Origin of the sequence: Bacillus sp. Nf3, assembly GCF_003028545.1 — a bacterium.
In the GTDB taxonomy this organism is placed as follows: domain Bacteria; phylum Bacillota; class Bacilli; order Bacillales; family Bacillaceae; genus Bacillus; species Bacillus safensis.
Genome location: NZ_PYUA01000004.1, coordinates 94,272 through 118,894, shown reverse-complemented (window position 1 = coordinate 118,894; position 24,623 = coordinate 94,272). Strand labels below are relative to the sequence as shown.

The 24,623-nt window shown below is 40.5% G+C and carries 28 protein-coding genes; 13 read left to right on the top strand and 15 right to left on the bottom strand.

The annotated features are described in order from the left end of the window. Window positions 1-280 precede the first annotated feature (280 nt). From C9414_RS13510 to C9414_RS13500, 3 genes are all read left to right on the top strand, one after another. A complete protein-coding gene (locus tag C9414_RS13510; protein WP_024425457.1) occupies window positions 281-709 on the top strand; it encodes an HIT family protein in 429 nt (142 codons plus the stop codon). A 359-nt stretch (window positions 710-1,068) separates the two neighbouring features. After that, complete coding sequence (gene serC, locus C9414_RS13505) at window positions 1,069-2,148, top strand: 3-phosphoserine/phosphohydroxythreonine transaminase (RefSeq protein WP_107163826.1); 1,080 nt, start codon at window positions 1,069-1,071, stop codon at window positions 2,146-2,148. 127 nt (window positions 2,149-2,275) lie between these two features. Beyond that, complete coding sequence (locus tag C9414_RS13500; protein ID WP_039177586.1) at window positions 2,276-2,794, top strand: tryptophan transporter; 519 nt, start codon at window positions 2,276-2,278, stop codon at window positions 2,792-2,794. A 49-nt stretch (window positions 2,795-2,843) separates the two neighbouring features. On the opposite strand, the gene yhzF is transcribed toward C9414_RS13500, so the two are convergent. Beyond that, complete coding sequence (gene yhzF, locus C9414_RS13495) at window positions 2,844-3,035, bottom strand: membrane protein YhzF (RefSeq protein WP_024425454.1); 192 nt, start codon at window positions 3,033-3,035, stop codon at window positions 2,844-2,846. 128 nt (window positions 3,036-3,163) lie between these two features. On the opposite strand from yhzF, the gene C9414_RS13490 reads away from it, so the two are divergent. Continuing rightward, the gene (locus C9414_RS13490; RefSeq protein WP_024425453.1) at window positions 3,164-3,520 is read left to right on the top strand and encodes a YtxH domain-containing protein; all 357 of its coding nucleotides are present in this window, start codon (window positions 3,164-3,166) and stop codon (window positions 3,518-3,520) included. Window positions 3,521-3,707: 187 nt separating this feature from the next. Then, window positions 3,708-4,328 (top strand): HTH-type transcriptional regulator Hpr, encoded by a 621-nt coding sequence (locus C9414_RS13485; RefSeq protein WP_039177583.1) that lies wholly within the window; start codon window positions 3,708-3,710, stop codon window positions 4,326-4,328. On the opposite strand, the gene C9414_RS13480 is transcribed toward C9414_RS13485, so the two are convergent. Then, window positions 4,306-4,650, bottom strand: a complete 345-nt coding sequence (locus C9414_RS13480) for a YhaI family protein (protein WP_058838794.1) — start codon at window positions 4,648-4,650, stop codon at window positions 4,306-4,308. The genes C9414_RS13485 and C9414_RS13480 overlap by 23 nt on opposite strands. 232 nt (window positions 4,651-4,882) lie before the next feature. Here C9414_RS13480 and C9414_RS13475 point away from each other — a divergent pair, with 232 nt between their 5' ends. Together C9414_RS13475 and C9414_RS20545 are read left to right on the top strand one after the other, a co-directional pair. Next, window positions 4,883-5,404: a DUF3267 domain-containing protein gene (locus C9414_RS13475; RefSeq protein ID WP_039177576.1), complete on the top strand. Its 522-nt coding sequence runs from the start codon at window positions 4,883-4,885 to the stop codon at window positions 5,402-5,404. An 82-nt stretch (window positions 5,405-5,486) separates the two neighbouring features. Further along, entirely contained in the window at window positions 5,487-5,672 is a 186-nt protein-coding gene (locus C9414_RS20545) for a hypothetical protein (protein WP_072368131.1), read from the top strand. A gap of 51 nt (window positions 5,673-5,723) precedes the next feature. Here C9414_RS20545 and C9414_RS13465 read toward each other — a convergent pair whose 3' ends face one another. Together C9414_RS13465 and C9414_RS13460 are read right to left on the bottom strand one after the other, a co-directional pair. Then, entirely contained in the window at window positions 5,724-5,813 is a 90-nt protein-coding gene (locus tag C9414_RS13465; protein ID WP_017360317.1) for a YjcZ family sporulation protein, read from the bottom strand. Between the two features lie 145 nt (window positions 5,814-5,958). Next, window positions 5,959-6,045, bottom strand: coding sequence for a YjcZ family sporulation protein (locus C9414_RS13460; RefSeq protein WP_008361129.1), 87 nt, complete (start codon window positions 6,043-6,045; stop codon window positions 5,959-5,961). 161 nt (window positions 6,046-6,206) lie between these two features. On the opposite strand from C9414_RS13460, the gene C9414_RS13455 reads away from it, so the two are divergent. After that, window positions 6,207-7,085, top strand: a complete 879-nt coding sequence (locus tag C9414_RS13455; protein ID WP_047202904.1) for a peptidylprolyl isomerase — start codon at window positions 6,207-6,209, stop codon at window positions 7,083-7,085. A 53-nt stretch (window positions 7,086-7,138) separates the two neighbouring features. On the opposite strand, the gene C9414_RS13450 is transcribed toward C9414_RS13455, so the two are convergent. From C9414_RS13450 to C9414_RS13435, 4 genes are all read right to left on the bottom strand, one after another. Beyond that, window positions 7,139-7,369: a sporulation YhaL family protein gene (locus C9414_RS13450; protein WP_039183045.1), complete on the bottom strand. Its 231-nt coding sequence runs from the start codon at window positions 7,367-7,369 to the stop codon at window positions 7,139-7,141. A gap of 115 nt (window positions 7,370-7,484) precedes the next feature. Then, window positions 7,485-8,432 (bottom strand): 3'-5' exoribonuclease YhaM, encoded by a 948-nt coding sequence (gene yhaM, locus C9414_RS13445; RefSeq protein WP_107163825.1) that lies wholly within the window; start codon window positions 8,430-8,432, stop codon window positions 7,485-7,487. 62 nt (window positions 8,433-8,494) lie between these two features. Then, the gene (locus C9414_RS13440; protein ID WP_107163824.1) at window positions 8,495-11,281 is read right to left on the bottom strand and encodes an ATP-binding protein; all 2,787 of its coding nucleotides are present in this window, start codon (window positions 11,279-11,281) and stop codon (window positions 8,495-8,497) included. A 16-nt stretch (window positions 11,282-11,297) separates the two neighbouring features. After that, window positions 11,298-12,512 carry a metallophosphoesterase family protein gene (locus tag C9414_RS13435; RefSeq protein WP_107163823.1) on the bottom strand — a complete coding sequence of 405 codons (1,215 nt, stop codon included), beginning with the start codon at window positions 12,510-12,512 and terminating at the stop codon, window positions 11,298-11,300. A 172-nt stretch (window positions 12,513-12,684) separates the two neighbouring features. On the opposite strand from C9414_RS13435, the gene C9414_RS13430 reads away from it, so the two are divergent. After that, complete coding sequence (locus tag C9414_RS13430; protein ID WP_039177563.1) at window positions 12,685-12,873, top strand: YhzD family protein; 189 nt, start codon at window positions 12,685-12,687, stop codon at window positions 12,871-12,873. A 30-nt stretch (window positions 12,874-12,903) separates the two neighbouring features. Here the strand turns inward: C9414_RS13430 and C9414_RS13425 are convergent, their stop codons facing one another. Together C9414_RS13425 and C9414_RS20255 are read right to left on the bottom strand one after the other, a co-directional pair. Then, the gene (locus tag C9414_RS13425; RefSeq protein ID WP_039177561.1) at window positions 12,904-13,674 is read right to left on the bottom strand and encodes an enoyl-CoA hydratase; all 771 of its coding nucleotides are present in this window, start codon (window positions 13,672-13,674) and stop codon (window positions 12,904-12,906) included. 27 nt (window positions 13,675-13,701) lie between these two features. After that, window positions 13,702-13,896 carry a hypothetical protein gene (locus C9414_RS20255; RefSeq protein ID WP_080967171.1) on the bottom strand — a complete coding sequence of 65 codons (195 nt, stop codon included), beginning with the start codon at window positions 13,894-13,896 and terminating at the stop codon, window positions 13,702-13,704. Window positions 13,897-14,249: 353 nt separating this feature from the next. Here C9414_RS20255 and C9414_RS13410 point away from each other — a divergent pair, with 353 nt between their 5' ends. Both C9414_RS13410 and C9414_RS13405 read left to right on the top strand, forming a co-directional pair. Then, window positions 14,250-14,747 (top strand): cation:proton antiporter regulatory subunit, encoded by a 498-nt coding sequence (locus C9414_RS13410; protein WP_048238384.1) that lies wholly within the window; start codon window positions 14,250-14,252, stop codon window positions 14,745-14,747. Between the two features lie 3 nt (window positions 14,748-14,750). After that, window positions 14,751-15,974, top strand: a complete 1,224-nt coding sequence (locus C9414_RS13405; protein WP_039177552.1) for a cation:proton antiporter — start codon at window positions 14,751-14,753, stop codon at window positions 15,972-15,974. 37 nt (window positions 15,975-16,011) lie between these two features. On the opposite strand, the gene C9414_RS13400 is transcribed toward C9414_RS13405, so the two are convergent. From C9414_RS13400 to C9414_RS13380, 5 genes are all read right to left on the bottom strand, one after another. Further along, window positions 16,012-17,286: a lysine N(6)-hydroxylase/L-ornithine N(5)-oxygenase family protein gene (locus C9414_RS13400; RefSeq protein WP_107163821.1), complete on the bottom strand. Its 1,275-nt coding sequence runs from the start codon at window positions 17,284-17,286 to the stop codon at window positions 16,012-16,014. Window positions 17,287-17,361: 75 nt separating this feature from the next. After that, window positions 17,362-18,861: a coproporphyrinogen III oxidase gene (locus tag C9414_RS13395; RefSeq protein ID WP_047202896.1), complete on the bottom strand. Its 1,500-nt coding sequence runs from the start codon at window positions 18,859-18,861 to the stop codon at window positions 17,362-17,364. 113 nt (window positions 18,862-18,974) lie between these two features. After that, window positions 18,975-19,841: a Cof-type HAD-IIB family hydrolase gene (locus C9414_RS13390; RefSeq protein WP_039177545.1), complete on the bottom strand. Its 867-nt coding sequence runs from the start codon at window positions 19,839-19,841 to the stop codon at window positions 18,975-18,977. Between the two features lie 448 nt (window positions 19,842-20,289). Next, window positions 20,290-20,646 (bottom strand): YlbF/YmcA family competence regulator, encoded by a 357-nt coding sequence (locus C9414_RS13385; RefSeq protein WP_024425750.1) that lies wholly within the window; start codon window positions 20,644-20,646, stop codon window positions 20,290-20,292. Between the two features lie 121 nt (window positions 20,647-20,767). After that, the gene (locus C9414_RS13380) at window positions 20,768-21,901 is read right to left on the bottom strand and encodes a DUF445 domain-containing protein (RefSeq protein ID WP_107163820.1); all 1,134 of its coding nucleotides are present in this window, start codon (window positions 21,899-21,901) and stop codon (window positions 20,768-20,770) included. A gap of 215 nt (window positions 21,902-22,116) precedes the next feature. On the opposite strand from C9414_RS13380, the gene C9414_RS13375 reads away from it, so the two are divergent. After that, window positions 22,117-23,229, top strand: coding sequence for a YheC/YheD family protein (locus C9414_RS13375; RefSeq protein ID WP_107163819.1), 1,113 nt, complete (start codon window positions 22,117-22,119; stop codon window positions 23,227-23,229). Next, the gene (locus C9414_RS13370) at window positions 23,186-24,544 is read left to right on the top strand and encodes a YheC/YheD family endospore coat-associated protein (protein WP_107163818.1); all 1,359 of its coding nucleotides are present in this window, start codon (window positions 23,186-23,188) and stop codon (window positions 24,542-24,544) included. Before C9414_RS13375 ends, C9414_RS13370 begins: the two co-directional genes overlap by 44 nt. The last annotated feature ends 79 nt before the right edge of the window (window positions 24,545-24,623 follow it).

The following is a 24,623-nucleotide window of genomic DNA, read 5'->3' as shown; positions in this document are numbered from 1 at the left end:
ACCTTAGCTTCTGTTTTGCTTCACTGATTCTTGATTTTTGTGTCCTATACAATATGTATACGACAAACCAAAACGTCAAATGAGGTGTTTACGGCAGAAATAGCAGGCATATGAATTCTTTATTTTAGTAAATAGAGAATTCAAAAGGCATATCGAATGAAAGCATCAGCATTTCTTCTGCAGGAGCAGGATGAGCGACCAAAGGAGTACGCTTGTCCTGTTTTCTTTTTTGCTTCTTTTTGTGATACGATAAAGGAAAAATAATGAGGAGTGACATGGCGTGAGCGACTGCATTTTTTGCAAGATCATTGATGGAGACATTCCATGTGCAAAAGTATATGAAGACGAGCATGTATTGGCTTTTCTTGATATCAGCCAAGTAACAAAAGGACATACCCTTGTAATCCCGAAAATACATAAAGAAAATATCTATGAGATGACACCAGAAGTGTCTAACCACTACTTCCAAGCGATTCCAAAAATTGCAAGGGCGATCAAACAGGAATTTGAACCAATCGGGTTAAACCTCCTGAACAACAACGGTGAAAAAGCCGGACAATCGGTGTTCCATTACCATATGCACATCATTCCGCGCTACGGCAAAGGTGATGGCTTTGGTGCCGTATGGAAATCACATCAAGATCAATACACGTCAGAGGATTTAAAAGACATTTCTTCTGCCATCCACACGCGGCTTACCTCATCTTAACAGATGAGGTTCAGCATGTAGACAAACCCTCGCATTCGGTGTCAGGTCTGCGCGCCGGTACTCACGAATGTCAAATTCGCTCCGTTCCGGTGCTCATCCTTCCTAGGGCTGCAAAGGTTTTCTATCACGCTGAAAAGAAGACAAAGGGCTAAAATAAAGATCATTTTAGCCCTTTGTCAACAATCTGTACCTCATCTTAACAGATGAGGTTTTTCTTATTTTTGCCCCTTTTCATCGCTTTCATCTCTTAATAGTAAGATATTTTGAACGATTCAAATTTTTTGTCCAAATGCTTCAAATTTGTGATAGGATGGTTTTATCTTTTGATCCATTAACGCGAGAAATAGGGAGAGATTGTGATGAAGCGAACGACAAATTTTAATGCTGGTCCGGCGGCACTGCCGCTAGAAGTGCTTCAAAAAGCACAGGAAGAACTTGTTGATTTTAAACAAACTGGGATGTCTGTGATGGAGCTTTCTCATCGCAGCGGTGAATATGAAGAAGTCCACAATAAAGCAAAAGCGCTTTTGGTGGAACTGATGGACATTCCTGAAGATTATGAAATCCTCTTTTTACAAGGCGGAGCTAGTCTTCAATTTGCGATGATTCCTATGAATTTCTTACATGAAGGCGAAACAGCTCATTTCATTCAAACAGGCGCTTGGTCAGAAAAAGCCTTGTCAGAAGCAAAAGGGTTTGGTCAGACATCTGTCTTTGCTTCAAGTGAAGATGACAACTACTCGTATATTCCAGAAGTAGATGCTTCCGGTTTAACAGATGGCGCTTACTTACACATCACATCAAACAATACGATCTTTGGCACACAGTGGAAAACGTTCCCACAAACGTCATTGCCGCTCATTGCGGATATGTCCAGTGATATTCTCAGCAAAAAAATAGACGTTTCTTCATTTGATCTCATTTATGCCGGGGCACAAAAAAACCTAGGGCCTTCTGGCATCACGATTGTGATCGCACGTAAACGTTTATTAGAGAAAGAGAAAAGCAGTACGCCAAAAATATTAAAATATTCAACACACGCAAAAGCTAACTCTCTTTATCACACACCACCGACTTTTGCGATTTATATGCTGTCGCTTGTCCTTGAGCATGTTAAACAAGCTGGCGGTGTAGAAGCAGCGGAAAAACGCAATGAACAAAAAGCAGGCATTCTCTACGATACAATTGATCAAAGCGGCGGTTTTTATCAAGGACATGCGCGTGCTGACAGCCGTTCGCATATGAATGTCACCTTTACTCTTCGCGATGATGCACTTACTTCTTCCTTTGTGGAAAAAGCAAAGCAAGAGCAAATGGTTGGACTTGCCGGCCACCGTTCTGTCGGTGGATGCAGAGCATCTATTTACAATGCGGTCTCAATTGAAGACTGCCAAAAGCTTGCGGACTTTATGAAAAAGTTCCAGCAAGAAAATGAGTAAAAAGGCTTTTCTATAGGGAAATAAATTTGTTATAATAACGAGAAATATAAAGTCATGACTCTTGCAATAAATGATGAGCCATATTATTGGAGAGTCCTATAAGAGCTTAGCAGAGGAGAGCATAGAAATGAAAACAAAAGAATTAGTGATTATGTCATTGCTTGCAGCAATGGGAGCTGTTTTGCATACGATTTTCCCGCCCATCTTTTTCGGAATGAAACCTGATATGATGCTGGTCATGATGTTTTTAAGCATCATCCTTTTCCCAAAGGTTCAGCATGTCGTCGTGATTGCGCTAGTGACTGGAGTCATTTCTGCATTAACAACGGGATTCCCAGGCGGACAAATTCCGAATATGATTGATAAGCCAGTGACAGCCTTTATCTTCCTAGCCCTTTTCTTATCTTGCTCGAAGATAAAGAACAAAGTGGTGCTGACCGCTGTGTTAACTGCGATTGGAACCATCGTATCCGGCGTGATTTTCTTATCTGCCGCTTTACTGATCACTGGACTGCCAGCTGCATTACCGGCACTTCTTGTGGGCGTCGTCCTGCCAGCAGCTGTGATTAATACCATCGCTATGGTATTTGTCTTCCCAATTGCTCAGTCCATTTTGAGACGTGCAAGAATGATAGAAGTTGCTTAACGAATAACCGAACCTCTTCATGATAGATGAAGAGGTTTTTTTCATGCTTTTATAAAAGAAAAAGGGTCAGCAGCAAAATGAGGAGCGAAATCCCTGCACCTGCCGCACACACAAGTGCTTTTTGTTTTAAGACATGTTTTGGCGGATAAGACCCTGCATACCCAAGCTGTCTTGCATAATGAATAGAACCACCTGTAAAAACGATGACGATACACATAAAAACGAACAGAAAGACAGACAACCTTCTCCCCTCCCTTTTCTTCAAAAGTATGCTAAAATAAAGCAAGCTATGTATGGAAGTTCAATGAAGCTGATCGTCAGCTCAGAGAGAACATGCGAATGTGTAAAATTTGACTAGAGGTGATTTGAATGGCTAGTGGACGTTCTTTATTAACAGGATTATTTGTAGGCGGTCTCCTCGGAGGTGCGGCAGTGCTCCTGACGACTCCCTCTTCTGGCAGAGATGTGCGCGGAAAAGTGAAAGACGGCTATGACAAATTCGAAGATACGCTGACAAAATTAAAAAGAGATGGACAAGCTTTAAAAGAGCAAATTGTGGAAACAGCAAAAGAAAGCGCAGAGGTGATTAAAGAAGTCGGATCTGAATTGCAAACATCGATTCAGCAATGGCGCGAAGAAATCAAACCTCATCAGCAGGACTTACAAAAGGAAATTCAGGAAATTGAGGAAAAGCTCAAACAACTGGAGAAAACCTTACAAAACTAATATACTCACAAAAAAATATTCGTTTACAAAAGTGTGCGGGGTGCGTATCCCGCACTTTTTTTGTTGAAAAAAGGTTATTTTGTCAATGTTTTTCATGACTTTTAAAAATTCTTGAATTTTCAGCTTTATTAATCTTTATTTTATTGGCATAATAGAATTACAAGAAAAAGAGAAGTAGGTGAAATGGATGAATCATTCGGAACAGCCTTTCGATGTAAAAGAAGCACTTTTATTCAGTCAAAGAATGGCCCAATTGAGCAAAGCTCTTTGGAAATCCATTGAAAAGGACTGGCAGCAGTGGATCAAACCGTATAACCTAAATATCAATGAACATCATATTTTATGGATTGCGTATCAATTAAAAGGAGCTTCAATATCAGAAATTGCAAAGTTTGGCGTCATGCATGTATCAACGGCGTTTAACTTCTCCAAGAAACTGGAGGAACGAGGATTTTTAAAATTTTCTAAAAAGTTAAACGATAAACGCAATACGTATATTGAGCTAACGCCAAAAGGCGAAGAGACATTCCATAAACTACTCGAAGATTTTGACCCGGCACGAACTGGTATTGTCAAAGGCGCACAGCCGCTTCATGACATTTACGGAAAATTCCCTGAGATTTTAGAAATGATGTGCATCATCCGAAACATTTATGGTCAGGATTTCATGGAGATTTTTGAGAAATCGTTTTCAAACATTGAGAAGGACTTTTTGAATGAGCGAGGAAAAGTCACGAAAAAGACTGAGGAACTTGAAAACTCAGCTGAGGCAGCAGAAAAAGCGGCTAACACAAATCAAATTGTTTAATGATCTTTATAAATTCATTCATTAACGGCTGAAATAGTCCTTGATCATGCAAAGCAAATATGGTCTCATGAACATCCAGCTTTTCAATTAATTGTCCCGCAAAAAGCGCGAGGAGATCGTCAAACATGACGTAACCTTGTGCTTTTTGCTTATCCATTTCCTCTGAAAGTTCAGCACAAATACGCTCAATTTCCTCTGCCTCTTCTTTCGATACACGCTGCCTGATCAATAACGCATAATATGGATAACGGCTCATATCGGTTGCCGTCAATAAAAGTTCCATATAATATTCAAGCTGGCTCATTCGTTCCTCAATACTCATGTACGTTCCCTCTTTCTCTTAGTCCTTCTATTTTAGCCGAAATTACTCATTGACGAAAGAGACGAACCTCCCCCTTCTGTTCTTTTTTCTTGAAAAATCCAAAGTTTCCTCTCTTTATTCCATTTGAAGGCAGCATTTTATTTTTTTTCATCAAAACCATTGATTTTTATCCTCAGGAAGAGTAAATTATCTTGAGATATTCAATTCGATTTTTAGATTGGAAGGATGAAAAATGAATTGTTGGAAGACCATTAATCTTGAAAAGGATTATGGTTATACGAGAATGATGATTTCTGCCATAAGTCTTGCTATCCTTTTTTTCATTATGGCATTTTTATGTTTTCAACTGACTCATCCTGAAACGAGGCTAAGCAGCCATAACGCACCGCTTTTTGCCGTGCTCTTACTTGTGACATTGCTTGTCCACCGTGTGGTTCACTTGATCCCAGTGATGAAAAATAAGAAAAAAATGACGCTATTTATGAAACGAAATTGCTGGCAGCGCGTGCCTAAAAAAGTGATGCTTTTTTCACTTCTCAGCCCGTTTTGTGTCATCTCACCGGTTTACTTTGTATTAGGGGTGGCGTTTCCCATGTATGCACACTATTTTATCATCATCGCAAGTATACATGCAGGCTATTGTTTGCCTGACTTTTTATTTGCATGGAAGCTGCTTAAAGCACCTAAATCCTGCATCATCGATCAAGCTCAAGACGAGTTTGATATTTTAGTTGACCAAACTTCCTCATCATGAGGTTTTTAAAGCCAACTTCTATCTTTTTCATAAAAAATTTGGTAATGTAGTATGGGAATAGCATAGAGAGGGGGGATCTCCGATAGTTTTATTTTACTTCATCGTCTTTGCCGCGTTTATTGTGTATTCAATAAACAGGCTTACTAATACATTATGCCTTGTCAGAGAGATTCCTGAAGAACGGCAAGATAAGGTGTTTCGCTTTATCAATGTATCGATACTGATCTTACTTATCTCATCATTTGTTGAAATTACCATTTCCATTTAAGATCAAAGCAAAAGCTGCCAATTTGAGGGCAGCTTTTTGTGTATATTTTAATTAGCAAATCCAAGATGCACCGATGATGATCAATAAGATGAATAATACGACGACTAGTGCAAAACCGCCAGCAAAGACTTCTCCTCCCATGTAAAAACACCTCCTGCCAGTTCTTCCTCTGTTCTAAGCTCAGTGTATGCAGAAAAATAAAAAGCGTTTAGGCACCTGTCATCGTTTGAAAAAAGAACCGCCCTCACGCACGGCAGGACGGCTCCCTTCTGTCACAGCGATTTAATTAGTAAAGATATGCTGCACCAACGATGATCAGCAAAATGAATAGCACGACCAATAAAGCAAACCCATTAGAATATCCTGCTCCCATATAATTCAGCCTCCTTTTTGTGATCACTATATGTGTATGTCGCGGGCAATTTTTTGACTAGACGAATGCCCTTCCATTTGCATTTCTTTTTACAGCATGTCACAATATGTTATGATACAAGCAATGATAAATAAATTGGAAAGATTAGGAGTGTTTTTTGAATGAAAAAAATGGCTTTAGCAGCTGTAACAGCAGTAAGTGTTTTAACTCTTGGCGCATGCAGTAGCGGTGATAAAGATGTAATCGCAACAACAAAATCAGGAGATGTCACAAAAGGTGAACTTTATACAACTCTTAAGAAACAAGCAGGTGGAGATGCTCTAAACCTACTTGTTCAACAAAAGGTTCTTGCTGACAAATACAAAGTATCCGATAAAGAAATTGATAAGAAATTGGAAGAATATAAAAAGTCACTTGGTGAAGATCGTTTAAAACAGCTTCAAGATGAATTCGGTAAAGATTACATCAAAGATCAAGTGAAATATGAGCTGCTGACCCAAAAGGCTGCCAAAGCTAACATCAAAATCACTGATAAAGAAGTCAAAGCGTATTACGATGACCTAAAAGGGAAAATCCGCGCAAGCCACATTTTAGTAGCTGATAAGAAAACAGCTGACGAAGTGGAAAAGAAATTAGATAAAGGTGAAAAATGGGATGCCCTTGTCTCTGAATATTCAACTGATACTGCTTCAGCTGCACAAGGCGGCGATGTAGGCTGGTTCGCAAAAGAAGGCCAAATGGACGAGAACTTCAGTAAGGCTGCTTTTAAACTAAAAGTAAATGAAATCAGCAAGCCAGTAAAATCCCAATTCGGCTACCATATCATTAAAAAGACCGAAGAACGCGGTAAATATGATGACATGAAAGCGGACTTGAAAAAAGAACTGCTTGACCAAAAACAAGCAGACACAAACGAAATCCAAAACATCTTAAACAAATTAGTAAAAGATGCTGATGTGAAAGTAAAAGATAAAGAGCTTGAAAAAACGTTCAAAGAAAAATCTGAACAGCCTGCACAAAATCAGCAGACTCAACAGTAATCACAAAAAACCCCTCTGCCATCATCGTGCAGAGGGGTTTTTGTATGACTAGATTAAGCAATCGAATGATCTTCTTGTGCCGCAGTATCCTGTGATCTTTTCACCTGCTGATCCTGACGTCTGCGCTCTCTTTCCTGTTCCATTCGCTCGATAAAAATTTCTCCTTCCTTTTCAATAAAGGATTGATCAATTTCTTGCTCCTCTTTGGCTGTTGTCATTAATTTATACGCACAGAAAATAATGCCGATGATACAGGCATACACCCACCACGGAAAAAACAACATTTTTCATCGCCTCCTTTTCTTAAGGACATTCCTCTCTTCCTTTGTGTTACATGCTTATGCGAAAAGAAGACAAGTTATGAAAAAAACGCCCACATAAACGGACGTTTTGACATGATTATTCGTGATGGAAGGTTGGTTTATAAAACGAACGATTCTCAAGTGCAAAAATACGTTCTGTATATTCTCCTGGTTTCACATGCTCAAGCGCACGATCCATCATGTTCATTTTCGCATCTAAATTATCAATATAGTGGAGAATTTCAGCCTCTTTCACCATTGGTGGTTTCGGGCTGCCCCACTCTCCTTTTCCATGATGACTGAGGACTAAGTGCTGTAAAATGAGAATTTCTTCTGAATCAATGCTAAGCTCTTCTGCCGCTTTCGCAATTTCTGTCACCATGATGGAAATGTGACCAATTAAATTCCCTTCCACTGTATATGTGGTAGAGACTGGACCTGAAAGCTCTTTTACTTTCCCTAAATCATGAAGAATGATGCCTGAATATAAAAGATCTGGATCTAGTGATGGATATAGGTCAACAATGGATTTTGCTAAATGCAGCATGGACACGACGTGGTAGGCGAGTCCAGAGACAAATTCGTGATGATTTTTTGTCGCTGCTGGATAATCAGCAAATTCCTGTCCATATTTCTTCAGCAAATGCCTTGTAACACGCTGAATATTAGGGTTTTTCATATCAAAGATATATTGCATAATCGTATCCATCATATCGTGTTTTGGAATAGGAGCTGTTTCGAGAAAATCATCAATTCGAATTTGCTCGTTTTCAGCAACAGGGCGTATATTCCTAAGCTTCAGCTGATTCCTCCCGCGATAATGATGAATGTCGCCTACTACCTTCACGATGGTTTGCGGGCCATAGGTGATTTCATCATTCTGCTTTGCATCCCATAGTTTCGCCTCAATATCTCCACTTTGATCTTGAAGAATGAGCGTTAAAAATGGTTTGCCATTACTTGCAATCCCTTTAGTAGATGATTTAATTAATAAATGCAGGTCAACTTGTTCGCCGACATCATAGGTCATGATCCCTTTAGCCATTCAATAAAAGCTCCTTCCATGTTTCTGCTCATATAAGTATAACATAAGTCATTATTTGTCAATCATTCAACTGCTAAACTCGTAATCTGTCCATCTTCTGCTGCCTGCGCCATATGCTGATGACAGGTAAAATAAAACAGCTGTGTTTCAAAACGTGTGAGTTCATTCATCAACTCCAACACTCTTCCTAGACGTACATGATCAAAATGAACGAAGCTGTCATCCATCATAAACGGAAGCTGACACTCCTGCTGATGCGACAAGGCGAGTGCAAAACGAATCGCCAGATAGATTTGTTCACATGTTGCCTGTGAGAGCTCTTCTGGGCGGAATATTCGTCCATCCACCCTTTTCACGATCAGCCGGTCATCCTCGGGTGAAAATAAAATGGCTTCATATCGATCATTCGTTAACGGCTGAATAAAGCTTGAAGCTGTTTGCAGCAATGCTGGCAGCCTTGTTTCTTTATGCTCATTCAATTTTTCTCGAATGACGGAGCGGACAAGCTGAATCGCCGCCCATTTTTTCGCAAGGTGCTTTGCATGCTCCTGCTCAGCTGCAAGCTGATGAGTCAAATCAGACACCGTACCAGAAGCTTCTATTTGCCGGATTTCCACTGCTCGTTCTGCCAGGCGTTTTTCCATATTTGCCGCATTCGATTGTACGTTATTCAGGTGCTGCTTCGCTTCTGCACACTCATCTTCAAGAAGACGCAATCCTTTGCGAACAATCGATTCTTCCTCATCAAAGCAGCCGCTTCTATGCAGCTCTTGATTCAGCTGCTGCAAATGGGAAAGCCGTGCCCGATATTCTTTTGATACATGAGAAAGGATTTGGTAATCTTTTTTGGACTCTGCTTCTACTTGACGAAAAAGCGCGTCCATTTGTTTTTCGTAATAGTCAATTTCCCCTTCTAGCGTCGTGATCTGCTGTTTCACATGTTGAATCGATACATCCAATGTCTGACGTTCTTTTTCTCTTTTCGCCTCATCTTTCAATATCTCTTGAAAGGCCAAGATATTCTCTTGAATGGTGCCTTCCTTTCGTTGAAGAAGACTGCTTAACGCTTCCACCCTGTGCTCATAATTGGATTGCTGGCCGGCAAGCTCGTCTATTTCCCGGCTAAGCTCCTCATATCCCGCTGTATCCGTTTTTAATTGCTTCAGAATAAGGAAGGCTTCTACAAGGAAAGAAAGCTCTGAGGACAAGCCCAGCTGTCTTTTCTTTTCCTCTACTTGCTGCTGGACAGGTTCCAGCTCCAGCTCCCAGTCTTCATATTGCCGGATAATCCTTTCGTACAAAAGCTCCTTCTGCCTCACAAGCGTTTCAGCTGAAGCTGCCTGCACCTGGAAGGAATCGAATGTTCCCACGCCGCTTCCCTGTTTCACCTGTATTGATTTCAAAAATGGATAAATGGCAAAGAAGACAAAAACAGAAAATCCCGCAAATAAGAAAGTAATCCACCATTCTGTTAAAAAGAAAAGGACAAGCAGAAATGCAGCATCAAACATCACCATCACAGGAAATAACCACGCCCGGGAATGAACCTGTTTCTCTTTTGTTCTTGTTTCCCCAGTTTCCACTGTACTGTGCGATTTGGCCTGCTGTTCCTTTAATCCTTTTAAAGCGGTTTCCGCTTCTTCCAGCTCATGTCTTGCATGATCAAACCTGTCATCCAGCTGTGCCTTTCTGTCCATTAAACGAACATATTGGCTGACAGCCTCCTTTAATTCCCACTCAAATTCAAGGGAGTCGTCGATCTGATCGAGCTTGACTGAACGCTGCCACTTCAGCTTCGCTGCGGCTTCGTCCATTTTTTGTTTCAATGAATCACGCTCTGCTTTACATTCAGCTAAGCGATTTTTGACACGTTCAGCATGAGATGATTCATCAACGACACGCTTCATCTCCAGTAACGTATCCTTGTCATGAAGCGGTTGAACTTGTGCCATCGTGGTTTGCAAATGATCTAATTTTTGCTTTAGTGCAGTCATATGAGCCTTTTTCGGGTGAAGGTGTGATTCTAATTTATCCAATTCATGCTCTGTTTCTGCTCTAAAGCGTTTGACTCGTTCTGGATAACGGGCTAATTCTATTTTTAACTCCATCTTCTTCTCTATCATGGGATAAAGTCGAATGTATTCAGTTAACTGCTGAATCTGTTCTTCTGTCTGCTTCATTTCATTTTGAAGCGCTGCGATCGTCTCTATGAATTCAGAATGCTCCCGTTTTTTTTCTGTATAGCGGCCTTCTGCCAATCTAGCTTGTTTCAGCTGGCCAGTTAGCTCTTTTAAACGATCAAGTTGCTGGTTTAATTCTGGCTTGCGTCCATTTGGTTTAAACAGCTGCTCCTGCTGCTTAAGCAGCCTGCTATCCATCTTGGAGGCCGCATCTGAGCCAAATAAACTTGAGAAAAGCAGAAATTCACCGATTTGATCTTCGTTTAAGGCTTGGACATTTTGCAGTCCAAACACATCAAATGAGTAGATTGATTGGAATAATCTGCGATCCGTTCCCTTTAAAAGAGTCCGCAGGAATACTTCGTCTTTCACTTCACCATTCGGTAAAAACACCTGTGCTTGACCGCCTCGATCGGACGATCTCTCAATGTGAATGACACCTAACTCCTCATCTAAGCAAGTGAGGGAGCCGCCATAGAAAGAACCTTGTTTCGACTTGTACATCTTGTTTTTTGAAAAACCAAATAACATCGACTCAATAAACGCCTTCAATGTCGTTTTCCCCGATTCATTCAGGCCGTAAACTAGCTGAAAACCGTCATCAGAAAAGTGAAAGGTTCGATTTGAAAATTTCCCGAAATTCGCTATATGGAGTGAACGTATTTTCATCATACCTCTCCTTTTCTCATAATTGCTTCAGCTGTTCCGTCAGCAGCCTTTGTGCTTCTTCTTTTATATCCACTTCATCCTCTTTTGTGAGCGCTGTTCCTGACTTTCTGTAGGTTGGGTGACGCTTGATCGGTGAAAGCAGCTCTTCATATGACTCAAACTGTTCAATTTCTGTAGTGAGTTCCTTCAAAAAAGAATCCTCTGGATAGATCACTTCCTCATTTGTTCGGCAGTCAATTGACATCACCCAAACGAACACGTCTTCATCTTCCTCCTGCTCATGAAAAACAGTCATCAGCTCTTCGAGGACCTCAAGCTGTGTATGCTCAAAGTAAGAAGGCGCATCACCTATCAATTCAATTCTGACAAAATGAGGAATGCCTTCCTCTTTCAGCTCATTGATTTTGCCTTCCACAAGTGTGACAAGATCCGTCATATGAGCCGTTTCTGTGATGTCTATTGCCAGTGTCTCAAAGATGATATCTGTACAGCTGATAAAATCCGCTGTGTGAGAATCTTCGGAGAGGTGAATCAAGTAACAGCCTTTTTCTCCCGCTTCTTTCATATGTCTGCCCTGCACATTACCAGGATAAATAATATATGGATCTTCATGCAGAAGGGCTCTTTTATGTATATGTCCGAGCGCCCAATAATCAAAATCTTGCGAAAGGAGCTGCTGAAGCTGAAACGGGGCGTAAGCATCATGGCCTTCTTGCCCAGCTAATGTGCCGTGAAGCATCGCAATGTGATAGGCAGCATCTGTCGTTTTGACATAATGAGATGTCATATTTTCATAGACAGCCCGCTCTTTGTAGCTAAACCCATAAATACTCGCGACAAGCTGATCCCCTCGATAATAGGAGTGCTCACTTGGTGTGCTGCTCGAAAAGACATGTACATTCTCGGGCCACTCAATCGGTGTCCATTCACCGCCTAAATGATCATGATTCCCATAAATAATAAAGACTTCAATCCCGTGTGTTTGCAGTCTTACAAACTGGTTTCTTAAAAAGAGCTGTGCTTTCAGGCTGCGATTGGATTCATCAAATAAATCTCCGCTCAGCAGCACAAAGTCTACTGCCCGCGCAATGGCGAGATCAAACATGTTCTTAGCGCTTTGAAATGTACTTTCTTTGAGCCGCTTAAATATGGAACTAGGTATCGTCGACATTCCTGCAAATGGACTGTCTAAATGTAAATCTGCGGCATGAATAAAGGTGAGCTTAGTCAAACGTCTATCTCCTTGTCCGATACTGTCATTGTCCATATTTTATCATGCCATTTTTACGAATGCACGTTCTATCACTTTCATTCTAAAAAACGCATTTTTAAGGGCTAAAAAAGAGGTTTTATCTTATTTCATGTTTAATTACATTAAAAAAGAGAGGAAAGGAAGATGAGGCATGGAGAAGACATACTTTTTAACCGTATTTGACCGGTCAGGTGAGACTTTATTAAATGAAAAAATCACAGCGGATAGTGACGAGAAGGCAAAGGAATTAGGACGTCATCGCTTAATGGAACAGCAATACACAAAGCATTCTCATCGACTCGTTGATCCAGCAGGTAAGCTGCTTTTATTTGAACGTTAAAAAGCCGGCTTTCGCCGGCCTCATGTTCATTTATGCTTTTTGAAAGACAGGTCGTCTTTTTTCTAAAAAAGCCTGTATACCTTCCTTGTGATCATGACTTTTTCTCAGTCTTGCCTGTGCTGCTCTCTCTTTTTGAAGAACTGCTAAGAGCTTTGATTCTGACTGCTGGAAATAGATCATCTTTGTTTCGATAAAGGCTTGAAGCGGCATGTTCATAAACGACTTCACACACACTTTTTGGTACGTATCGACCTCTTCTTGGAACAGCCCGTCGGCAAGGCGCAGCTTTAACGCTTCTTCAGCCGGCAGCTTTTGTCCGCTCCAAATCAATTGTTTGGCGGTTTGCTCACTGACTCTTTTTGTGAGGAAAAAATGCCCCCCGCCATCTGGAATTAATCCTACCCCATTAAAATTCATGGCAAGTTTAGCATCGTGATGCATAAACAAGTAGTCACAGCTTAGGGCAAAGCTAAAAGCGAGGCCTGCTGCTGACCCGTGGACAAGCGCAATCGTCACTTTTTTCATACTAGCTAGTGAAAGTGTAATTCCCTCGATCAAATCCATCACACGATGGAAATCTTCTTCACTTTCCTGCTTAAGCATCATCCCAATATCTCCGCCTGCTGAAAATCCTTTTCCCTCTCCCTTGATGACAACGACTTTAGCACTACTTTCCTCCGCTGCATCACATGCTTCTTTGAATTCAGCAAACATGTCCACATGAAACGAATTATAAGCTTCAGGCCTATTGAAAACGATTTCAAAAACATCCCCGTCTAACTGACAATTGATATATGTCATCATCCATCCCCCTTTTTGTTTAAAAGCTCATAACTTACTTCCATTTCCATCAAGTAAAACCTTTTTCTCTAAACAAAAAATTTCAAGATCAATTGATACTAAAATAAGCATAATCATTGAAACAAGAAATATATTTTTATATAGTAAAATAAGAAAGAAAATAAATTTGAAAGGAGGAGGATGATTGATCAGATGTTCCATCATGATATTGGTTAGCTTCATCGTCATGTTTTCTCCTTTTTCAAATGTCGTTTTTGCGTCACAAGCAGAAGCGAGCACACCTAGCCTGATTTCTCCATCCATCTATGATGAAGAAATCAATGCTGTGAAGACACCTTCATTTTCAAAAAAACATGCTTCATCTATTTTGTTGAAGGACAGATTATCAATGGCGGATGCCAAAACTTTTCTGTCAAAGCCTGCCCCATCATCTGCATTATCCATTGATCTATGTTTTTTGGAAATGAAGTGTGTGATCCCCGTTATGTATCAATCTAATTACCTCTACTGATTCATTTTATTTCATCCGTATTTACTATACGAAAAACACAGCCTATCAAATTCGGAGGGATAAAATGAACATTAAAGAAAATGATCTTCCTGGGATCGGAAAGAAATTTGAAATTGAAACGAGAAATAGAGAAAAGATGACGATTGTGATTCATGATGATGGCAGACGGGAGATTTATCGTTTTGACGATGATGATCCAGATGAAGTGCTGTCTACCATTTCACTCGATGATGCTGAATCCCGGCAAATCGCTGCTATTATCGGCGGTATGGTGTATAAACCGCAGGCACTAGAAACCATTGAAATGGCCTTCAATGACTTGATCATTGAATGGTTTAAGGTGGAAAAAGGTGCAAAAGCGGTGGGACATACACTCGGTGATTTAGATGTGAGACAAAATTATGAAGTCACCGTGATTGCGATCATTAAACATACAAATGAAAAATTACTCAACCCTGGTGCCGATTCGATTATTCAAGCAAATGATACGATGGTCATTTCGGGCGAAAGAAAACACTTGAAGCGATTGATACGTGATTTTCTTTCTAGAGGGGGAGAGTGATGAATGGATCATTTAGTCTTTGAAGTTGGGACGGCGCTTATTCTTATCGCCATCGCCAGCTTAATCGCCAATAAAATTAAATTTTCTATCATCCCTTTTCTCATTGTCCTCGGAATGATTGTTGGGCCGCATGCTCCAACTATCGGGATCATTGATTTAAAATTTATCGAAAGCACCGAGATTATTTCGTTTTTTGGCAGAATGGGCGTCCTGTTCCTGCTTTTCTATCTTGGACTTGAGTTCTCTGTCGGAAAACTCATTAAATCTGGTAAATCCATTGCAGTCGGCGGATCTATTTATATTTTGATCAACTTCAGCTTAGGACTGCTCTACGGTTTTATCACAGGGTTTGGATTCCTTGAGGTTCTCATTATGGCAGGAGTGATTACCATTTCATCCAGCGCCATTGTGGCCAAAGTCCTTGTCGATTTGAAACGGACGGCAAATCCTGAAACAGAGTTAATTCTAGGGATTATTATGTTTGAGGATATTTTCCTTGCCGTTTATTTATCCGTCGTATCAGGTCTTGTCCTAGGAGATGCCACTACTGTTGGCGGTGCCTTATTATCTATTTTAATCGCTTTTGGTTATATGATGCTTTTCTTTATCATTGCGCGAAAGCTGCCAAAACTATTAAACAAGTTGTTTGATATCCGTTCGAACGAAGTGTTCATCATTGTGATATTTGCGGCTTTGTTCTTTGTCGCTGGTTTCTCAGAAACGATTCATGTAGCAGAGGCTATTGGGGCTCTCTTACTTGGTCTTGTTTTCTCAGAAACAGAGCACTCTGACCGCATCGAGCACCTCGTGGTTCCGTTTAGAGATTTCTTTGGAGCAATGTTCTTTTTCAGCTTTGGTCTCAGTATTGATCCATTTACATTGGGTGATGCCTTCTGGCTTGCGATCGGCGCTGTGATGCTTACCTTAATTGGGAACTTCACTGCCGGAATGTTTGCTGGACGGAGAGCTGGATTTTCTCATAAAGCCTCTTCTAATATTGGATTAACCATCGTATCGAGAGGAGAGTTTTCAATCATTGTTGCCGAGCTTGGCATTGCGGGCGGACTTGCCGCTACTTTGAAGCCCTTTGCTGCATTGTATGTCTTAATTCTTGCGATATTAGGACCGCTCGTAACGAAAGAATCTAAGAAAATCTATCAAATCCTCAACAAAATCTTCAAATGGAAACCTGAAAAACCAAAAGTAAAAAAAGAAACGACGATCTAATAAAAAAGGGCCCTATGCTTGGGCCCTTTTTTATGTCTTATTCAAATTGCTGAAATGCAGTCTCTTGCTTGACTGGCGCTTCCTCGATCCCGCGAATGGTTTGAATCACTTTCTGGTTGCGGTAAATCGATAGTTTTAAATTGGTCGCCGCTGTTCCATGAGAATGATCAAGATTCGTGAATGTAAAGAAATGATTTGAGCGCTTGTCTTTGAACACAAGCCTGAAGTCGTCTGTCACTTTAAAATGCGCATCACTTTCCCATTCAATCAAAAGTTCATATGCGTCAAACCATTCAGGGATATTCGGTGTGTACCCTGTAGCTAATACGGCATGATCTGCTGTTATGCTTTTTTCTTTCTTCAGCTGCCACTGTCTGAGGTGCAGCTCCAAAGACTGCTGCTCTCCTATTTGAATCGCTTCAAGCTCGGTCATTGGCTGAATGATCACAGATGGCTCTTCACCTGAAACAGAGCGATGATACAATTCCTGATAAATGCGCGAAAGTGTCGATGCATCTATGCCATTTCTTAATCCTGTCAGCCTAGGCAATGTGTTCATACGTTCTTCATAAGGAAGCGAATGAAAATACTCGACATACTTTGGTGTAAAAAGCTCTTGGCCAAGCTCAGCCGTCTCCAGCTCTCTAAATTCACTAGAACGCGTAAACCACGAAATTTGCTGGCCTTTGTTTTGATGCTGAAGCAGGTCTAAGAAAATTTCGGCTGCACTCTGCCCTGAACCGATCACCGCCACCGACTCAGCTTCGTGAAGTGATTTCTGCTGTTCTAAATAACGGCTGCTATGGGTCACATATGGGTATGCTGCTTCAGGCACATCGACCGGAATCATCGGTTTGCTTCCTGTTCCAAGCACAACATGCTTTGCACGATACTCAGATAGTGAACCATCTTTCAATCGTCTGACTTTCACAAGGTAGCCTTCTTGGCAGTCCGTCACTTCTTCTACCTTCATCCCAAACTGACAGCTATCTAACTCTCCTGCAACCCATGATAAATACTCATTGAATTCTCTCCGCGGGATATCAAACTGTTCAAATGTATAGAACCGGTGAAGTCTATTTGATTCATGTAAATAATTTAAAAATGTATACCTGCTCCTTGGATTCGCCATTGTGACAAGGTCTGCTAAAAAGGAAACTTGTAAATCCGTTCCTTTGATCAGCATACCGGGATGCCAAGCAAACTCAGACTCCTGTTCAAAAAAACAGCATGAGACATCCTCATACTCCTCTAACAAAGCGGCCAATCCTAAATTGGCAGGTCCAATCCCAATTCCGATCACATCTATCATATGTACACCTGCTTTAACTTTTTATCACTTATATACCCTTTTACAAATGAAAAAAACACTGCGTCATCGCAGTGTTTAAACGTGAGAAACAAATAATGATTCAAGGAATTGAATTTTCTCTTCTGTATAGTGTTCATAGCGGTCATTATACGATTTTGGATCTTTTGGATTGGCATACTGCGTAATTTTCCCTGACCGTGGATCAATGAATTTACTTGCTGCACCGCACCCAATGCCAATGATTGTCTGTACTTCTTCCATGATGATGATATTATACAAGCTTTCCTGTCCATCTAATGAATACCCGACATTTTCGAGATTTCCCAAAATATTTTTTTGTCTATATAAATAATATGGGTGATAATGATGTGCTTTCGTCCAAGTGACTGCTTCATCCATCATACGTGTGATTTCTTCTCGGTCTGCTACTTGGTATTTCTCCTTATTGCGCGTCATTTCAGATGCTCTTTTAAAGGAAAGGGTATGCACAGTTAAAGATTCAGGCTTGAGTTCCTCAGTCTGCTGCAAGGAGTGCTGGAATTCTTTGAGCCCTTCTCCCGGCAATCCAATGATTAAGTCCATATTGATATTATTCATGCCGTACTGTCTTGATAAATGATACTTTTCAATCGTTTCTTCCACACTATGATGCCGGCCAATAGCCTTTAATGTTTCATTCTCATACGATTGCGGGTTGATACTAATCCGGTCAATATTGTAGCGGTTTAGCACCTCTAGCTTATCAGGGGAAATCGTATCCGGACGCCCTGCTTCGACAGTTACTTCCCGTATATGCTTCACATCAGGGAACGAGCGATACATTTCTTCATACAGCAAATCCATTTCTTCCGCTGTGATGCTCGTTGGCGTGCCTCCGCCAAAGTAAACGGTCGTCACTTTGATCCCATGTTCTTTTAGCCATTCACCCATTTTTTGCATTTCATAATGCAGACCAAACAAAAACGTTCCCACTCTACCAGCTTGTCCTTTAATGGCGTAAGCAGGGAACGTACAATAAGCACATTTTGTGGGACAGAAAGGAATGCCAATATAAATACTCACTTCCTGCTGAAGGTCATACAGATCTGGAATGGCTTTAAGCTGACGGTCGACAATCTCCTGCATCAAATTGATTTTTTCATCATGAATCAAGTAATCACGCTTTAATGCCGCATGTGCATCTTCCTTTGACATGCCCTCTCTCAGCATCTTATGAAGCAATTTCGTAGGACGTATTCCTGTGAGAATCCCCCACTTTTGTGTCATTCCCGTGTGCTCCTGAAGCAAGTGTAAATAAACAGACAGCACTGTGTTTTTGATTTGCTTCCAGCGCTCCTTATCGTTCAAGTTCTTTGGGAGATCCCGTGAAAAACGACTGGTGATATCTGACCCATCGATATGGCCAGACGCTTCCACCATGCCATTTTCTTCCTTACAACTAAATTCAATGACCAAACCATCATCAAATTCACTTGTTTCAAATATCACTTCACTATCTTCTTCAAATAAATTGGCTATATTGACAAGCGGGCGATGAAATCGTTCATCTGACAGCCCTTTAATTAAAATTCGCATCATATCACCTTTATCTTCAAACTTGTTTCATTTTACAAAATTCATGTAGGAAAAGCAATGAAGGGAACAGACGAAGGCCCTGCCATTTCTTGATTGACAGGGCCTTCACTGTATTATCTTTTAATATCAAATTGATGTAAAAATCCTTCTCTTTGCTGCATTCTAAAGTATTCCTTGATCATATAAGCCACACCCTGTTCATCGTGCGAGCGGGTCACCCAATCGGCTTTGCGCTTGACATCATTGGGGGCATTTCCCATAGCAACGCCTAAACCAGCCAATTCAAGCATTGGAATATCATCTGTTCCATGTCCAATAACGACCGTATCTTCTAAAGTAAAACCGAGTGCAGAAGTTAAGAGAGAAAGTCCCGCTTCTTTCGAAACCCCTTTGCAGACAATATTCATTTTCTCATCACTGATCCTAATAAGATCAACAGATGGGAATGCTTGTTGAATGGTCCTGTGAATCTCAGGCTGAAGCTCCGCTGTCGAATATACTTCAATCACTGGTGTACTGACCGGTTCATCCATCAGCATATCACTTAACGATTCAACAAATTGAACGGGATAGAAAATTGGATCAGACGGATGAATGAGCGTCTTTCCCATCAGCTGAGACTGCGTTTTTTTCCGGTTGCCGATCGAGAATTTTTCATGCAGCAAGCGAACATTACAATCGAAGCTTTCAAGGATTTGCACAAGATTAAATGTCTTTTCTTCCGTTAATTTTTTCACATGAAGCGGCTCATCGAGTTTATCCGCGATAAATGCACCACTATGCGTCACAAGGGTTGATGTTGGAATCTTCAACGCCTTGGCAATTTTTTGAGCGGAACGAAAATGCCGGTTGGTGACAATCGTCACGTAAACCCCTTTTTTCTTTACATATTCCACAGCTTCTTTTGTAGCGGAATGGATTTTACCATTGGAACGAAGTAACGTCCCATCTATATTGAGTGCAAGTAGTTTTTTTGACACTGAGGCATCCCCCTTCTTGATGACTGTACTTACGATGAGGATATGCCCTAGCTTGGTGCTTTAGAACATGCAGTTGAAAGAGCCACAGGTTATGAATGATTGATAAATAAAAAAAGCCTACCCCTAGGCTTTTTTTTATGTATGGTTTGGATGCGTTACAATGGAGTGATGAAGCTCCCCATGATCCCCTTATCTTTCACACACCAAAGCATTGCTTATATCAGATCCCCTTATGCTTTGCGTTTCTCCCAGAAGCGCTTCTCTCTCGTTTGGCTCACTGCCTTAAATCCCAAGTGAAACGCACCCAATTGTCCCTTGAGAGCGCCTTTTTGAAAGCACTTTCAATATAAGTATTATCGCAGAATTTATGTGCTTCGACAACCTTTTTTTAAAAGATATTGAGGAGAAAAGTTAAAACAAAAAAGGGCGAATGACATCGCCCTTTCCATTAGTTTTCTTCTGGATTCCCATAAAGCTCTTCAAGTGGCTTCATGATAATTTTATTTAATTCACCGATAAGAACACTCACACGTTGTTCTGCTTCCATCAACTGAGAGATTTTGTCGTGCTGCTGAACAAGCGCAACTGTTTTTTGAGCTTGCTCCACTTCTTCTTGTGTGATCTCTTGACCAGTCATTTGTTTTTGTTGAAGGTTTACTTGAATGTCACGGAAGTTCTCAAACATTCTTTTAGAGGACTCATCCGCATTTACCTCATCATAAAGATTTCTTAAAGTTGAATATTCTTCGCTATGACGCAATGCTTTTTCAAGGTCATATGCAACATCGTAAAGATTTACAGACATGTTATGTCTCCTTTCTATCCGTTATCACCGATATGATCGGCGGACACCACTCCACTATAACAAACTATGGCTTTCGTTTCACATATATACAATGAATTCATTAAAATTTCTCTAGCTTGTCTTAGAATAGCGCCACAAAAACAGCCTGGATAGCACCAATCATCCCGCCTAAAAGACCGCCTAGAAATGTAATCATCTTCAGCTCCTTATTGGAGATGCTGACTACAAGCTCTTCCATTTTTTCAAGCGGGAAAAGTTCAATTTGTTCACGAATGATATCTTCAAATTGCAGCTTAGCAAGCAGACCCTCTAAAGCATTTGAAGCCGCTCCGATCCCCTTATCAATCAACACTGGCACAAAGTGTGTTTTAAGATCATCCGCGACAGCACTGACATATGTCCCAACAGGTTTGTCTAATATCAGCTTTGTAGAGAAATGAGAAAGCAATTGGTTTTTCACACTAAAAATAAGTTCCTTCACATTCCATTTTTCATCAAGCTCATGAAGAGAAAATTGCTTCACCTTGTCCCATTCTTGAACAAGCAAATCTGATAAAAATCTTTTTGTTTCTGCGTTTCTTAAAAACTTGATGATTTCGGGATGTACACGATCAATTAAGCTTGTATTCCCTAGAAACATTTGGACCATACTGCCAAGCATTCCCCGTTCTTTTAAGAAATCATCAATCATATTGCCGAGCCTTGCTTTGCCTTCATTACTTTCAAAATAATGAATGCCTCTCTTTAAAATATAATCTGCTGCATCTGGAATTTTCGATGATATTTTGTTTTCCACTTCTACAGGGAGCAATTCAGATAAAGTTTGCTGGTTATATGTTTCAAGCAGTGATTTGAGCTTCTGATCAGACCACTGATGGAGCCATTTATCTGCTTTGACATCAGCCTCTGTAACGCCGAACCTTTCTAGCAGGGAGAATACGGTTATCTCCATATTTGCGCCTTTGTCAATATATCGATGGACTGTACGCAGGATCTCCTGCTTTGCCTCGGATGATTCAAATCGCTTTTGAATACCTTCTGGCGTGAGCAAATGCTCCATAACCATGACACCAACCTGCTTGGCTACTTCGTCTCTTCTTTTAGGGATAAGCCCCGGTGTAAATGGAAGCTGTTTTCCGAATAAGTAATATGGTTTATAAGGCCGAAAAAGCATTTTAATTGCAAGATGGTTTGTCGCTGCTCCTATGACTGCGCCGATAACAATCATAAAGATAAACGTTGTGAATATATTCAAAGTCGTCATCTACCTTTCAAACAACACCCGATGTTTATTGTTTTGATCTATACGTATTATAGTTGTTGTCAAGTTCCCAAGCAAATGAAGTATGCAGCGAGACATATGATCAAGCGATCTGTCGTAATGATAAAGGAGCGCAAGCTTTATGTAAAATCATAAAAAAACGTTTTTGTGAATGGTAAAAAAAGAAGTTGAAAAGAAGGTGTTTTTTAATGAAAACATTAGGTATTGTAACCCTTTCTCCGCAGTATGAAGAGGCATTTACACGTCAGCTCGCCAAAGCTGCCTCTTCTTATCGTTTAAAGGTTGTTCGTTTTACACCACTTGATTTAAAGCCGGCTTCAAATTTGATACAAGGTCAAACATATATGAATGACCAAGGGTTTGCCGACGCACAGTTTCCGATTCCCGACTTGATTTACGATCGATGTCTTTACCGGCATGACGCACAATCTAAAAAAGCAAAACCCATCATGGAATGGCTAAAAAAGTATCCAAAAACAGATTTTTTGAATACCGGCATTTCAAATAAAATGGTGCTATTTGAGCAGCTCCGTCTCCTCTCTGCTTTACAGCCATATTTACCTGGATGCTCTTTATTAAAAGAGCCCTCAGACCTGATCAATATGGTAAGGGAGTGCGGGGCTGGCGGTTATTATAGAATGCAGCCTCTCTCCCAGCAGCACGCAGCATCTACTTACTTCATTTCCTTTGATGGCAAATCAACATTCACCGTTCAGCTAAGTTCCAATCAAACCATTACATTTTCTCGCGCGTCAGAGATGGAGCGCTGGTGCCAAAAATATGCAGGCCGGTATTTCCTTCAATTTTTCAACACAAGTGATCAAAAAGAACCTTTATTCAATGAAATCAGGATTTTTCTTATGAAAGATTCACAAAATCAATGGAAACGCATGGGGATTCACACAAAATCACCTGCAGAAAATAGTCTTTTAAGTTTTACACAAAAATCAGATCCTGTGATAGGCTTTGAACACTATCTACATACATTGCAGCCACACATCAAGGAGCTCCTTTTAGACGATCTTGCGTCCATTCAGGCATCAATTCCAGCTTATATAGATAAAACCTACTCTCCTTGCTTTGAATTCGCAGTAGACTTGCTTCATACAAGTGAAGGCAGGCTGTTCATATCATATGTCAGATCAAAGCCAGGACGATCCGCTTTTTTAAAAGCTTACCCTGAAAAGGAACATCAGTTGATTCGTACCATTCTTGAACATGCGCAATCGATGATGTCTCAACCGAAGGAGGTTTCTTATGAACAAAAATCGCTGCATCATCGCCCCACACCTCACAAGTGAAAAAACAATTCATCTTCCCGACCATTATAAACAGAAAGAGGCCATCCATTCTCTTGCCCTAGGGTCTCGTTTAGTCGATGACTTCAACATTTCCTATCATCAGCATCCAAAGAAAATATTATTATCTGAAGATCTATACAGAGATTTACTGATTCCTTACCAATCAAAAGCTGATGTGATCATCATTGACCATACACTTTTTATAGGGGCGTTGATGGGCATTTTCACTGCAGGTTTTGAGCAAAGCACGCAGCCATTAGGAACAAGAACACAACTTTTTATCAAACTGCTGCATTCTTTCAGACAGCATGCTGGTTTTGCCTATCTTTTTGGGTCACATTCTATTGATTGGGAAAAAGGAATTGTAGAAGGATTGTTGTACCAGCAAGGTTCATGGGTTAAAAAACAGCTTCCCCTGCCGTCAGTCATTTATGACCGTCTTCCAAATAGAAAAGCTGCTCAGTCAGCACTCATTCAAGAAACGAAGCGAAAACTCACCCAAGACTATAATATCCCTTGGTTCAATCCTTACTTTTTTAATAAATGGGAGATTCATGAACAGCTATTAACAGATGAAAAAACATGGTCCTTTCTCCCACATTCTGTACAATTAGATCCCATGGACGCTCTAAGTAAAATTGAAACACTTCTCCACCTTCATCAAGTTATATACTTAAAACCGACGAACGGAAGTCATGGAGACGGTATTTATCGGTTAAAAAAGGAAAATCACGGAATCACTGTATGCTCAAATTTTGGAAGGGCTATTCCATATGATTCAATAGATCAGTTTGTTCAAAGGCTGCGAAAAGATCATGCAATTCATGATTTTATTGCACAACAAGGCATTGAGCTTCTTCAAATAGACAATCAGCCGATGGATTTCAGAGTTCATACGAATAAAAATAAAGACGGTGATTGGACAGTCACAGCAGCAGCAGCAAAAATTTCTGGAGATCACACCATCACAACTCACCAGTTACACGGCGGAACGGTGAAAACACTTTATGCAGTCTTTCCAGAAGAAAAGAAACGTTTGCAGATTTTACAGCAGCTTTCTCATACTGCCATCACGCTTAGCCAAGTAATAGATAAAAAAATGACCGGGCATATTGGTGAAATCGGTTTTGACTTAGGCATTGATCAAACAGGCGCAATTTGGATGTTTGAGGCCAATTCTCGCCCTGGCCGAGAGATTTTCCAGCATGTCTCTTTGAAAAAATCAGAATGGCTGATTGGGAAAAGAATCATGGGTTACGCATCTTACCTTTCAGAAACGGCACTCACCACTTCAGATCACGCGAACGTCTACTGACTACATTTTTGCCACATGTTGTGCTCTTAAATTTATGCTTTTTCTATGCTCTTTTCATGAGATGAGATACAATAAAATC